The organism is Sinobaca sp. H24, assembly GCF_023845525.1.
Genome location: NZ_JALBWT010000019.1, coordinates 88,188 through 101,178 on the forward strand (window position 1 = coordinate 88,188; position 12,991 = coordinate 101,178).

General features: G+C 44.0%; 13 protein-coding genes and 6 pseudogenes. All 19 read left to right on the forward strand.

Annotated features, from left to right (window positions below; all coding sequences use genetic code 11):
* Nucleotides 1–2 precede the first annotated feature (2 nt).
* The 19 genes and pseudogenes from prmA (at nt 3) to MMY81_RS20905 (ending at nt 12,951) form a co-directional block, all read left to right on the forward strand.
* Nucleotides 3–947, forward strand: coding sequence for a 50S ribosomal protein L11 methyltransferase (gene prmA / locus MMY81_RS20830; RefSeq protein ID WP_252314359.1), 945 nt, complete (start codon nt 3–5; stop codon nt 945–947).
* 13 nt (nt 948–960) lie between these two features.
* The gene (locus MMY81_RS20835) at nt 961–1,716 is read left to right on the forward strand and encodes an RsmE family RNA methyltransferase (RefSeq protein WP_252314360.1); all 756 of its coding nucleotides are present in this window, start codon (nt 961–963) and stop codon (nt 1,714–1,716) included.
* 5 nt (nt 1,717–1,721) lie between these two features.
* On the forward strand, nt 1,722–3,065 hold the full coding sequence (mtaB, locus tag MMY81_RS20840) for a tRNA (N(6)-L-threonylcarbamoyladenosine(37)-C(2))-methylthiotransferase MtaB (RefSeq protein ID WP_252314361.1): 1,344 nt from the start codon (nt 1,722–1,724) through the stop codon (nt 3,063–3,065).
* Between the two features lie 12 nt (nt 3,066–3,077).
* Nucleotides 3,078–3,751, forward strand: a pseudogene (gene deoC, locus MMY81_RS20845) (deoxyribose-phosphate aldolase).
* 121 nt (nt 3,752–3,872) lie between these two features.
* Nucleotides 3,873–4,046 carry a 30S ribosomal protein S21 gene (rpsU, locus tag MMY81_RS20850; RefSeq protein ID WP_120193423.1) on the forward strand — a complete coding sequence of 58 codons (174 nt, stop codon included), beginning with the start codon at nt 3,873–3,875 and terminating at the stop codon, nt 4,044–4,046.
* Nucleotides 4,047–4,336: 290 nt separating this feature from the next.
* On the forward strand, nt 4,337–5,650 hold the full coding sequence (locus tag MMY81_RS20855) for an NfeD family protein (RefSeq protein ID WP_252314362.1): 1,314 nt from the start codon (nt 4,337–4,339) through the stop codon (nt 5,648–5,650).
* A gap of 29 nt (nt 5,651–5,679) precedes the next feature.
* A pseudogene (gene floA / locus MMY81_RS20860) lies at nt 5,680–6,686 on the forward strand (flotillin-like protein FloA).
* Nucleotides 6,687–6,710: 24 nt separating this feature from the next.
* Nucleotides 6,711–7,277, forward strand: a complete 567-nt coding sequence (locus MMY81_RS20865) for a hypothetical protein (protein WP_252314363.1) — start codon at nt 6,711–6,713, stop codon at nt 7,275–7,277.
* Between the two features lie 192 nt (nt 7,278–7,469).
* The gene (locus MMY81_RS20870; RefSeq protein ID WP_374562470.1) at nt 7,470–8,468 is read left to right on the forward strand and encodes a PhoH family protein; all 999 of its coding nucleotides are present in this window, start codon (nt 7,470–7,472) and stop codon (nt 8,466–8,468) included.
* A gap of 18 nt (nt 8,469–8,486) precedes the next feature.
* On the forward strand, nt 8,487–8,945 hold the full coding sequence (gene ybeY, locus MMY81_RS20875; RefSeq protein ID WP_252314365.1) for an rRNA maturation RNase YbeY: 459 nt from the start codon (nt 8,487–8,489) through the stop codon (nt 8,943–8,945).
* Between the two features lie 52 nt (nt 8,946–8,997).
* Entirely contained in the window at nt 8,998–9,312 is a 315-nt protein-coding gene (locus MMY81_RS20880; protein ID WP_374562472.1) for a diacylglycerol kinase family protein, read from the forward strand.
* Between the two features lie 16 nt (nt 9,313–9,328).
* Nucleotides 9,329–9,719 (forward strand): annotated as a pseudogene (locus MMY81_RS20885) (cytidine deaminase).
* Nucleotides 9,716–10,620: pseudogene (era, locus tag MMY81_RS20890) on the forward strand (GTPase Era). Before MMY81_RS20885 ends, era begins: the two co-directional pseudogenes overlap by 4 nt.
* A gap of 25 nt (nt 10,621–10,645) precedes the next feature.
* Nucleotides 10,646–11,401: pseudogene (recO, locus tag MMY81_RS20895) on the forward strand (DNA repair protein RecO).
* A gap of 285 nt (nt 11,402–11,686) precedes the next feature.
* Nucleotides 11,687–11,806, forward strand: coding sequence for a glycine--tRNA ligase subunit alpha (locus MMY81_RS35590; RefSeq protein ID WP_374562474.1), 120 nt, complete (start codon nt 11,687–11,689; stop codon nt 11,804–11,806).
* A gap of 26 nt (nt 11,807–11,832) precedes the next feature.
* Nucleotides 11,833–12,018, forward strand: coding sequence for a glycine--tRNA ligase subunit alpha (locus MMY81_RS35595; RefSeq protein WP_374562476.1), 186 nt, complete (start codon nt 11,833–11,835; stop codon nt 12,016–12,018).
* 108 nt (nt 12,019–12,126) lie between these two features.
* Complete coding sequence (locus MMY81_RS35600; protein WP_374562482.1) at nt 12,127–12,294, forward strand: hypothetical protein; 168 nt, start codon at nt 12,127–12,129, stop codon at nt 12,292–12,294.
* Nucleotides 12,222–12,446 carry a glycine--tRNA ligase subunit alpha gene (locus MMY81_RS35605; RefSeq protein WP_374562484.1) on the forward strand — a complete coding sequence of 75 codons (225 nt, stop codon included), beginning with the start codon at nt 12,222–12,224 and terminating at the stop codon, nt 12,444–12,446. Before MMY81_RS35600 ends, MMY81_RS35605 begins: the two co-directional genes overlap by 73 nt.
* A 188-nt stretch (nt 12,447–12,634) precedes the next feature.
* A pseudogene (locus MMY81_RS20905) lies at nt 12,635–12,951 on the forward strand (glycine--tRNA ligase subunit beta).
* Nucleotides 12,952–12,991 lie beyond the last annotated feature (40 nt).

The window sequence follows — 12,991 nt, forward strand, 5'->3', positions numbered from 1 at the left end:
CAATGAGTAAATGGACGGAATGCAGCATTCACACTACGGAACAGGCAATTGAGCCTGTTTCGTATATTTTACATCAGGCCGGTGCGAGCGGAGTAGTGATCGAAGACTCTGCAGACTTGACGAGACTATGGGACGAAGCGGAAGACGAAATGTATAAACTTTCAGCGGAGGACTATCCGGAAGAAGGGGCAATTGTAAAAGCTTATTTTCCGGCCAATGAGTACGTAGGGGAAACGATAAAGAAAATTAAAGCGGCTCTCAAGGATCTTCCTCTTTATGGTATTGAGCCGGGATCAGTAGATGTCGTGCTTGCTGATGTATATGAAGAAGATTGGGAAAACTCCTGGAAACAGTACTATAAACCAGTAAGGATGTCTGAGACACTAACGGTGGCGCCGAGCTGGGAAGTCTATGTGCCGGAGTCCCCGCTTGAAAAAGTGATTGAACTGGATCCAGGTATGGCTTTTGGGACGGGGACCCATCCTACAACGATGCTTTGCATTCAGGCTCTTGAAAGAGAGCTTAATGGCGGCGAAACGGTACTGGATGTCGGCACCGGGTCAGGAATTCTTGCGATAGCAGCGGCGAAATTAGGAGCGGCTGAAGTGAAAGCTTTTGATCTTGACGATATTGCTGTCCGAAGTGCATTGGAGAATGTGGAATATAATAAGTGCACATCGGTTGTTCAGGTGACCAAAAATGATCTTCTTGCAGACTCTTCTGTGCAGGCAGACCTAATTGTCGCTAATATATTAGCAGATATTATTATAAGGTTAATGGACGGTGCATACAGTCAGCTGAAAGCAGGGGGCGTCTTTATTACTTCAGGCATCATAGAGAGCAAGCGAAACCAGGTGGAACAGGCGCTTCTGGACACAGGATTTGAGAATCTGGAAGTCCATACCATGGAGGATTGGGTTCTTTTTAAAGCAGTTAAGCCCGAGTAAAGGATGCGAATGGATGCAGAGATATTTTATTCCCTCAAACCAAATGGAAAAAAACACAGCGGTCATTCGGGGCGATGATGCCAAACACGTTATAAAAGTAATGAGAATGGATACCGGCAGCAGAGTAGTCGTATTGAATAACGAAGGACGTGCTGCCGTCGGAATAATCAGCTCATTTAACGATAATAATGAAGTGTACCTTGATCTCGAGAAGGAAGAACAGGGAAACAGGGAACTTCCTGTCAAAGCAGCAATTGCACAGGCGCTTGTAAAAGGGGATAAACTTGACCATGTGGTGCAGAAAAGCACGGAGCTGGGTGCTTCTGTTATTTATATTTATCAGGGGGAGCGTTCTGTTGTAAAATGGGATCATACGAAAGCCGCTAAAAAGACAGAACGTCTGCAGAAAATAGCGAAAGAAGCGGCGGAACAGTCCGAAAGGCTTATCATTCCTAAAGTTGTATACTGTGAAAGCACAGATAAACTGATGGAACAGGCCGCGCTTTATCAAGATCGACTCGTCATAGACGAAGAGCAGGCGCGATCCAAATCCCACAGCGCATTAGCTGAGGCGTTGAGCCGTTATCAAACGGGTGCTTCCTTTTTTGCCTGCATTGGTCCGGAAGGCGGCATCAGCGAGAAAGAAAAAAGTAAAATGGCGAACCATGCTTTTTATTCTGTTAGTCTGGGTCCCCGCATTCTCAGAAGTGAAACGGCATCATCCTATTTTCTTGCCGTATTGTCCTACCATTTTGAATTGATGAGGTGAACGCAATGAGTAATGTGGCCTTCCACACTTTAGGGTGTAAAGTAAACCACTATGAAACAGAGGCTATTTGGCAGCTGTTTAAAGAAGAAGGATATGAAAAAACGGATTTTGATAAGCGGGCAGACGTGTATGTTATTAATACTTGTACGGTTACCAACACAGGAGATAAAAAAAGCCGGCAGGTCATCCGCCGGGCGGTCAGAAAAAACCCTGAAGCGGTTATTTGTGTAACGGGCTGCTATGCCCAGACATCCCCGGCAGAAATAATGGCGATTCCCGGAGTGGATGTTGTTGTAGGAACACAGGACCGCAAAAAGATGCTTCCATACATTGAACAATTTAAAAAAGAAAGAGAACCAATAAACGGCGTCGGCAATATTATGAAAACAAGAGTGTATGAAGAACTGGATGTTCCATCATTTACCGACCGCACCCGCGCTTCACTGAAAATTCAGGAAGGCTGTAATAACTTTTGTACATTCTGTATTATTCCCTGGGCCAGAGGCCTTCTTCGTTCTCGAGATCCAAAAGAAGTGTTAAAGCAGGCGCATCAGCTCGTAGAGGCAGGGTATAAAGAAATTGTTCTGACCGGTATTCATACGGGCGGATATGGAGAAGATATGAAAGATTATCATTTATCGGATCTGCTTCTTGAACTTGAGAAAGTAGAAGGGCTTAAGCGTATCCGAATTTCTTCGATTGAAGCAAGTCAGATTACTGATGAAGTAATTGATGTTATTAAAGCTTCCCAAAAAGTAGTGAACCACCTTCATATCCCTCTACAGTCCGGATCAGACACGGTGTTAAAAAGAATGCGCAGGAAATATACGAATGCTTTTTATGCGGAACGAGTGGAACGTTTGAAAGAAGCGCTTCCCGGACTTGCGGTGACATCAGATGTGATCGTCGGTTTCCCAGGGGAAACGAAGGAAGAATTCCAGGAAACCTTCGATTTTATTTCCCGGCTGGAATTTTCAGAACTTCATGTTTTTCCCTACTCTAAACGAACGGGAACTCCGGCGGCAAGAATGGAAGATCAGGTGGAAGAAGAAACAAAAAACGAAAGAGTGCATCGTTTAATTGCCTTATCCAACCAGCTTGCCAAGCAGTATGCAGCACGTCATGAGGGAGAAGTGCTGGAAGTTATTCCGGAAGAACAGGAAAAAGAAGATCCAGAGAGCGGACGTTTAGTCGGCTATTCCACAAACTACATGAAAGTGAAGTTTGAAGCGGATCCATCTATTATTGGAAAAATTGTTAAAGTGAAAATAAATAGAGCTGGATATCCTTTTAACGAAGGAGAAGTAGTGCGGGTTATAGAAGACGAGAAATTACTGCAGTCGCAGTAAAGGAGAGATACGATGAACAATATGGCCGCAATGATAGATCACACGCTTTTAAAACCAGAAGCAACGTTTGAGCAGGTGCAGAAACTGGCTCAGGAAGCAAAAGAAAATGAGTTTGCTTCTGTATGTGTTAATCCAGCGATGGTAGAAGAAGCCTTCTCTATATTAAGAGAAACGTCCGTAAAGGTCTGTACCGTTATTGGGTTTCCGCTTGGCGCCTCTACACCGGAAGCGAAAAGCTGCCGAAGCAGAGCAGGCAATGAAGCAGGGTGCAGCAGAACTGGATATGGTTATTAACATAGGCGCCCTAAAGTCAGGACGGGATGAAGTAGTGCTGCGGGATATTCAATCAGTAGTGCAGGCAGCAGATAAATTAGCTCTTGTTAAAGTTATTATTGAAAACATCTCTTCTCACCGATGATGAAAAAAGAAGAGCCTGTGAACTGGCGCTCGAAGCCGGAGCTGATTTTGTAAAAACGTCTACTGGATTTGCGGGCGGCGGTGCAACTGTAGAAGATGTAGAATTAATGAAAAGCATTGTAGGAGAAAAGGCACAAGTGAAAGCAAGCGGCGGTATCAGGGATCTGAAAACAGCAGAAGCCATGATAAACGCGGGGGCATCAAGACTTGGTACCAGCTCAGGTGTAGCACTGGTATCTGGAGATCAGGCAGAAGAAGGCAGCTACTAACCCAAAAGATTTAAATAATAGCAAGAGCTGTATTGCTTTTTTATTCCATATGCATTATAATTTTATAAAATGATCAATTATTTAATTGGTTATATTGGTTGTCCGGAGGGAGGGAATCATTATGGCTGAAACACGAGTTCGTAAGAATGAGTCCATTGATGTCGCTCTTCGCCGTTTTAAGCGTTCGCTTTCAAAAGAAGGAACATTGGCTGAAGTGCGTAAGAGAAAGCATTATGAAAAGCCTAGCATTAAGCGTAAGAAGAAGAGTGAAGCGGCAAGAAGCCGTAAATTCTAAGTACGCTCCAATCTAGCAAAATAGGTATCAAGTGTTAGAAGAAATGCCCTGGCATTTTCTGTTAAAAATATAGGGCAAGAGATGCGGGAACCTTTAGCCTTAAGGCTATGTTTCTTAATGATTCTCTCCACGTAAGTTTCTTCAGCAGTTAAAAGCATGTCTTCCATTGTAGGAGGCATGCTTTTTCTGTACGATTCTTTTATTCATTATTTGTTAAAGAAACTGAAACGTAACCTGCTGGTATGCGTACATAGTAATGCGAGTATATATGTAAAAGAAAAGAAGGAGAGGTGGGGGCTATTCTCATACGTTCTCTTGTGTTTTTCATAAGTGCTGCTGTCTTTTTAATCTTTCCTTTCGCCGCGCAGGCAGATGAGGATGATCTTGTATACGTAATCCCTGTAGAACAGGCGGTAGAACGAGGGCTTGAATCATTTTTGGAAAGGTCATTTGAGGAAGCAGAAGAGGCCGGAGCTACTCATGTGATTTTAGAAATAGACACTCCGGGTGGTGCTGTAGATGCAGCTGGTAACATAGCAGGCATTGTAAGCGACGCCCCAATGCCGGTTACAGCTTTTGTTACAGAAGAAGCGATGTCGGCCGGTGCTTTTATCGCATTAAATGCGGATACGATTGCAATGGCACCGGGAACAGAAATGGGCTCAGCCCAGGTTATTGATGGAGCAGGCAATGCAGCGGAAGATAAAGCCCAATCCGCCTGGGTTGCCAACATGACGAATGCAGCAGAATCCCAGGACAGAGATCCTGTATATGCAGAAGCCATGGCTGATCCGTCCATTGATTTACCGGATTATAGAGCTGGAGAAGGATCTCTGCTTACTTTAACCCCTTCTGAAGCAGAAGAAGTAGGGTATGCAGACTATTTAAGCGATGATCGTGAGCAGCTTCTGAATCAGCTTGGGCTCGAAGGGGCTCAAGTAGAGGAACTCAGCGTTAGCTTTGCAGAACAGATTGCACGATTTGTTACAAATCCAGTCGTTATTCCTATACTATTAAGTGTAGGGAGCATTGGTCTTATTATGGCTGTGCTGACGCCGGGCTTTGGGATCCCGGGCATTCTGGGCGTTGCCTCCCTGTTATTATTCTTTTTTGGACATTCTATCGCAGGCTTTGCGGGAATGGAATCTATCATTTTGTTTCTGGTCGGCTTGATACTTCTTTTAATTGAATTGTTCGTTCCGGGATTTGGAATTTTTGGATTTCTTGGAATCGCTGCTATGGCAGGCGGATTAATACTGGCTTCTTTTTCCACGACGTACGTTGTTATATCTCTTGCGGTGGCTATTGCTCTAGCTGTTGTGCTTGGTATTATTATGATAGTAATGTTTGGAAAAAAAGGACCTATGCAAAAGCTGGTATTAAAAGATACAATGAATAAGGAAGAAGGATATTATTCCAATCATGACAGAAATGACCTGCTTCAAAAGGAAGCAGTGGCACTAACCCCGCTTCATCCATCAGGATCGGCCGTAGTAGATGAGGAACGAATTGATGTGGTGACAGAGGGAGGCTTTATCGAAAAAGGATCGGCTCTCCGAATCATTAAAGTAGAGGGCACAAGAATTATCGTAAGAAAAATTTAAGGTTCACATTTAAAAGGAGGAAGCGGCACATGACAGTAGATTTGACTCTTATTATTGTATTGGCCCTTGTATTAATCGCATTGGCCATTCTATTCACATTCGTACCAGTAGCGCTTTGGATTTCAGCGCTTGCAGCAGGAGTAAAGGTAGGTATTTTCCAACTGGTAGGTATGAGATTAAGACGTGTTATTCCAGCACGTATTGTAAACCCAATGATCAAAGCCGATAAGCAGGACTGGAGCTTTCTTTAAATAAATTAGAAGGACACTATCTTGCCGGCGGTAACGTAGACCGTGTAGTTAACGCTTTAATCGCGGCTCAGCGTGCCAACATTGAGCTTACATTTGAGCGCAGTGCAGCAATTGACCTTGCTGGACGTGACGTACTTGAAGCGTTCAGATGAGTGTAAACCCTAAAGTGATTGAAACACCATTTATTGCCGGTGTTGCTATGGATGGTATCGAAGTGAAAGCGAAAGCACGTATCACTGTTCGTGCGAACATAGACCGCCTTGTTGGTGGTGCCGGTGAAGAGACAATCATTGCCCGTGTAGGTGAAGGTATTGTTTCTACTATTGGTTTCTTCCAAAGATCACAAAGGCGTTCTGGAAAACCCTGACAGTATTTCCCAGACTGTTCTTAGTAAGGGACTTGACTCAGGTACTGCATTTGAAATTTTATCTATTGATATTGCAGATATTGATATTGGTAAAAACATCGGTGCCGGCCTGCAGACAGACCAGGCGGAAGCCGACAAGAAAATTGCTCAGGCAAAAGCCGAAGAGCGTCGCGCAATGGCTGTAGCACACGAGCAGGAAATGCGTGCCCGTGTTGAAGAAATGCGCGCGAAAGTGGTTGAGTCAGAGGCAGAAGTACCAATGGCTATGGCTGAAGCCCTTCGTTCCGGTAATCTCGGCGTAATGGATTATATGAATATCCAGAACGTAGAAGCAGATACGGACATGAGAGATTCGATCAGCAAAGGTACAAAGAAAGATCTAAATGATGATAATAACGATTCTGGCCCAATCCGCTAGAATTAGACAAAGAGGAGGCAGCCAATGGATGCTTTCATAGAGTTTTTGCTTGGTAATTTATTTTTCCTCTTTATTGCGGGTGCCGCTATTTTTTCCCTTGTCAATCGAAGCAAGCAGCGATCCGAGGGAGATAATTCACAAAACAGCCCCGGCGGAGGCCAGCAGAAGCGATCTGGTCCCGGGAAGATAGATTGGGAGTCGATCTTTCAGCAGGAAAAACCGGAAGGAAGCCAATCTTCATCTGGCGAACGTCCCACAAAGCCGGTTCCAGAGGCAGAGGGAGAATTTGTGCGGGGAGAAAGCACAGACCCTGCTTCCGGCCGGACTGCTCAGTATTATGAAAAAATGGAACAGGCTAAAAAGCGCAGATCAGAGGCAGAGAAAAATCCTATTGACGATAACTCTCCCATTTTTAATCAGGCATTGGATAACGCGGGAGGTTCACAGAAAACAGGAGGTTCTTCTTCAAAAACTTCTTTTTCTTCTCCATCCCATGAAGATGCAAAAAACGGAATTATATGGTCGGAGATTCTCGGGAAGCCCCGTTCTCAAAGACCTCATCAAACCTCTATATATTCCAAAAGAAAATAGGAAACTGAGCCCTCAGCGGCTCAGTTTCTTTTTGTATACGGCGTTTTTTGCGAGCAGGCACTCCTTTCTAAAAAAGTGGAAGAGAGCAGTGCATCCCTTTGCAAGGGCGGGATAGGGATGGTAAAGTAGGGGAGAGACGAAAGCAACTAGACTAGATCGGTGCAGCCGATAAATCCGAGGAGAATGAGTATATTGGCAGAAAAGCATGTACTATCCTTAGAAGTAAAAGATGCAAACGAAGCGCAGCTGCTGTTCGGTCCCAACGATATTCATTTAAAACGGCTGGAAGAAAAGCTGAATGTATCGATTGTGACACGAGGAGAAAGCTTAATTATTTCCGGAGAAAAAAAAGATGCAGATACGATATCGGAAGTAATGGGTTCGTTGATTGACCTTCTAAGAAAAAACGTAGAGATTACGGAAAGAGATGTAATCTATGCTATACAACTATCCAAAGAAGATAAAATAGATCAGCTGAACACGCTGCACCAGGAAAAAATTGCAGTAAATACAAAAGGCAAACCTATTGTTGTGAAAACATTAGGACAGCAGGAGTACGTGTATGCTATCCGCAGACGGGATATGGTTTTTGGAATAGGACCTGCCGGTACAGGGAAAACGTATCTTGCTGTAGTTATGGCAGTAAATGCACTTAAAGACGGCAGTGTGAAGCGCATTGTGCTGACAAGACCTGCAGTGGAAGCTGGAGAAAGCCTTGGTTTTCTTCCGGGTGATTTAAAGGAAAAAGTAGACCCGTACTTGAGACCGCTTTACGATGCCCTGCATGACGTATTCGGACTAGAGCATACCAACCGTCTACTGGAACGCGGAACGATCGAAGTAGCGCCCCTGGCCTATATGAGAGGGCGGACGCTTGAAGATGCTTTTGTCATTCTTGATGAGGCGCAGAATACCACAAAAGAACAAATAAAAATGTTTATTACGAGACTGGGTTTTGGGTCAAAAATGGTAGTGAATGGAGATCTGACTCAAATCGACCTGCCAAAAGGCCAGCAGTCCGGCCTCCGGGTAGCAATTAATATTTTAAAAAATGTGGACTCAATAGGTTTTATTTATTTGAAGCCGACGGATGTAGTAAGACATACGCTCGTACAGCAGATTTTAGAAGCATATGACGAAGCAGACCCGCAAAAGCAGATGAACGCTGCGGAAACAAAGAAAACACTATAAAAACAATGGAGGCAGGATATGGCAGTACTAATCGATATTAACGATGAAACAACGGAAGTATCTGAACAGTCTCTTCAGCTGCTGGAAGAAGTGCTTCAGCTGGCAGCAGGAATGGAAGCAATTAAAGGGGAAGCCGAGCTTTCTGTTACGATTGTAACCAATGACGCGATTCAGGAAATTAATAAAGAATACCGAGGCATAGATAAACCGACCGATGTTATCTCCTTCGCACTTGACGACGAAGAGCCTTTTATAGAGGGTGATGATGTGCCGCATCTGCTGGGAGATATAGTTATCAGTGCCGCGTACCATAGAACAGGCAGAAGAGTACGGTCATTCTTTCGAGAGGGAATTTGCTTCTGGAGTGCACGGCTGCTTCATCTGCTTGGCTATCTGCACGACAGTGAGTCGGAAGAAAAAGAAATGTTTGCCCGTCAGGAAGAGATACTTCAGGAATATGGGCTTAAACGGCAATAAGCAGCGCAGGACGAAACGTCTGCTGTTATCTTTTCGGTATGCAGCTAGAGGAATGAAAGAAACTGCAAAAAATGAGGCAAACATGCAGTATCATTTAGCAGCAGCTGCAGCGGTAATCGTGCTTGCCCTGTTTGTTCCATTTCCATTATGGAAATGGAGTATTCTGCTTCTTACCATTGGTATTGTGCTTTCACTGGAACTGCTGAATACCGCATTGGAGAATACGGTAGATTTGATGACGGAGCAGTATCATCCTCTGGCTGAAAAAGCGAAAGGATGCTGCGGCTGCCGGAGTGTTTATATTTACAATAATAGCTGTTCTTATTGGTGTTCTGCTGTTTGCAGAGCCTTAAGTACATGGCTGTAATAAGAGGAGGATTTTTATGGAGACGTTAATTGAACAGGCAAAACAAGCAAGAGAATTTGCTCAGGTTCCTTATTCGCAGTTTAAGGTTTGAGCAGCCCTGAAAACAAAGGATGGATCGGTATATACAGGCTGCAATGTGGGAAAATGCATCTTACGGCTTAACCAACTGTGCTGAGCGGACAGCTGTTTTCAAAGCAGTGAGCAGTGGAAATAAAAGATATTGAAGAGATTGCTATCGTAGCCGATACAGAAAATGCTGTAGCCCCTTGCGGTGCATGCAGACAGGTTCTTTCTGAATTCATGCACCGGAAGCTGTCATTGTCTTAAGTAATTTAGAAGGAAATACCGTAAAAACTACGATGCAGGAGCTTCTGCCGGGAGCTTTTCAGGCAGGAGATATGAGATGACAGATAGTGTATTTAAATCAGGATTTGCTGCACTTATCGGCCGGCCGAACGCGGGAAGTCTACCCTTTTAAACCATGTAATCGGCCAGAAGATTGCGATTATGAGCGATAAGCCGCAGACAACTAGAAACAAAATCCAGGGGTTCTATACGGATGAGAACTCCCAGATTATTTTTATTGATACCCCGGGTATTCATAAGCCCAAGCATAAGCTCGGAGATTATATGGTGCGGATGGCTACAGAAACACTTAGAGAAGTAGATATCATACTTTATTTAATTGATGCTACCGAAAAATATGGTCCTGGAGAAGAATACATTATTAATAAATTAAAAGAAACGTCGACCCCGGTATTTCTTATTGTAAACAAAATTGATGAGATGACCCCGGAACAGGTAATGCAGGTCATTGAAAAATATCGTCATTTATACGATTTCGCAGAGATTGTACCGGTGTCTGCCTTAAAAGGAAATAATGTGGAGACAATGATGCAGCAGCTTCTCGAATATATGGAGGAGGGTCCTGCTTACTATCCGGAAGATGAAATTACAGACCATCCCGAGCGTTTTATCGTCAGTGAATTAATACGGGAGAAAGTGCTTCAGCTGACCCGCGATGAAATTCCTCATTCAGTTGCTGTCATTATAGAGGAAATGAAGGAACGAAAAGGCGGAGCCGTATATATTTCTGCTGTAATTGCGGTGGAACGCTCTTCACAGAAAGGCATTATTATTGGAAAACAAGGTGCACTTCTGAAAAAAATCGGCGAGCTGGCAAGACAGGATATTCAAAAGCTGCTTGGCTCGAATGTATACCTGGAGCTTTATGCCAAAGTAGAGAAGGATTGGAGAAACAGCTCCTACCAGCTCAAAGAACATGGATATGATCAAAACGATTATTAACGTTATGTAAAGAAGGATCGATGTCATGCTGAAAAAAGCTGAAGGAATAGTGATTCGAACCGTCCCTATGGAGAAGCTGATGTAGTGCTGACATTGTATACAAGAGAAGCCGGCAAAGTGGCTGTTATGGCTAAAGGCGCCAAAAAGCCAAAAAACCGGCTGGCAGGGCAGCCCAGCCTTTGTTTACGGTATTTTTCTCTATTACAGCAGTTCCGGCATGAGTTCGCTCAATCAGGCAGATATTATTAAGTCCTACCGTCATATTCGTGAAGATTTGTGGAAGGCTTCTTACATTGCATATGCAGCAGAGTTATTGGATAAGCTGACAAACGATCGGGAAACAAATCCGTTTTTGTTCGAATTGTTCTGGCAGATTCTTGAGCACGTAGAAGAAGGAGACGACGCAGAAACGCTTATACGGATTTTTGAATTGAAAATGACGGATGCGGCCGGAATAAAGCCACAGCTGGATCAATGTATAAACTGTGGAAATAAAGAAGGGACGTTCAGCTTTTCCATAAGGGGAGCGGGATTTCTCTGCCACCGGTGCAGTCACCGTGATGAATACCGGATGGATATCAGTCCGAAAGCCATTCAACTGCTGCGTACCTTTTATTATCTTGACTTAAAACGTCTGGGAAGCATTACGCTGAAACCAGAGACGAAAAAAGAACTCCGTCAGGTTATGGATACCTATTACGAAGAATATTCCGGTCTTTACCTTCGTTCTAAGCGATTTATGGAACAGATGGAAAAGTGGAATCCTGTCGAGGATACTTGACAGAAAGAATGGATTTAAGTATGATTCAACTACATTTGATAGTGCATTGAAGGGAAATAGTACTCTTTCTCTAAACAATCAGCGAGCGCAGGATGGTGAAAGCTGCGCTGTTTATGAAGACGAAGGCATCCTGGAGCATATAAAACGAAGAGTGGCTTCTCTGCTGTCCGGCAGAAAGCAAGTAGGGTGGAACCGCGGAGTATACAACCGTCCCTATACCATAGATGTGGTATAGGGGCGGTTTTTTATGTGCTCAAAAAAGTAATCATTCAATGGAGGGATTAGATGAACGTTCAAGATATGATTTTAACGCTTCAGAAATTTTGGTCCGATCAAAACTGCATTCTGATGCAGGCCTATGATGTAGAAAAAGGGGCAGGGACAATGAATCCCATGACTTTTTAAGAAGCATTGGCCCGGAGCCGTGGAATGTGGCATATGTGGAACCTTCCAGACGTCCGGCTGATGGACGCTATGGAGAGAATCCTAACCGTTTATACCAGCATCACCAGTTTCAGGTTATTATGAAGCCTTCTCCGCCGAATATTCAGGAATTGTACTTAGAAAGTCTGGAAAAGCTCGGAATTAATCCGAAAAGCATGATATTCGTTTCGTAGAAGACAACTGGGAAGCGCCTACGCTGAGTGCCTGGGGGCTGGGTTGGGAAGTCTGGCTTGATGGCATGGAAATTACCCAGTTTACTTATTTTTCAGCAGGTTGGCGGTATGGAAGCAAGTCCGGTAGCTGTCGAAATCACTTACGGCATCGAAAGGCTCGCTTCCTATATCAGGACAAAGAAAATGTCTTTGATCTCACATGGGTGGATGGCTTTTTATATGGAGATATTTTCAAACAGCCGGAATATGAGCATTCCAAATATGCTTTCGAAGTAGCGGATGCAGCGATGCTTTTTAAAGAATTTGATACGTATGAAAAAGAAGCAGCAAGAGCACTTGAAGAGTCGCTTGTTTTTCCTGCATATGATTATGTGCTGAAATGCTCCCACACTTTAATCTGCTTGATGCAGGAGGAGCGATCAGCGTAACGGAAAGAGCTGGCTTATCGGCCGGGTCAGGCGCCTGGCCAGAGAATGCGCCGCGTCTTATTATCAGGAAAGAGAGCGTCTGCAGTTTCCACTGCTTAACGAAAAGGAGGAGTCTTCCAATGGCGAATAAGGATTATTTACTGGAAATAGGCCTTGAAGAAATGCCGGCACGTTTTGTGACCGATGCCATGCTGCAGCTGGAAAGCAGAACAGCCGCATGGTTGAAAGAGAAGAGAATTGCCTATAAAGCAATAGCTTCTTTTTCTACTCAAGAAGGCTTGCGGTCCGTATTGAAGGTGCAGCAGAGTCACAGGAGGATATTGTTGAAACAAAAAAAGGGCCTGCACGACAAATTGCACAGGCGGAGGACGGATCCTGGACAAAGCGGCTATTGGCTTTGCTAAAAGGTCAGGGTCTTTCTGAAGATGATTTATATATTGAGTCAATTAAAGATGTGGAAATATGTATTTGCCAAAAAAGAAGAAAAAGGACGGACCACAGCTGAGCTTCTTCCTGAGCTTGGAATAGAAGCATCTAAAATGACA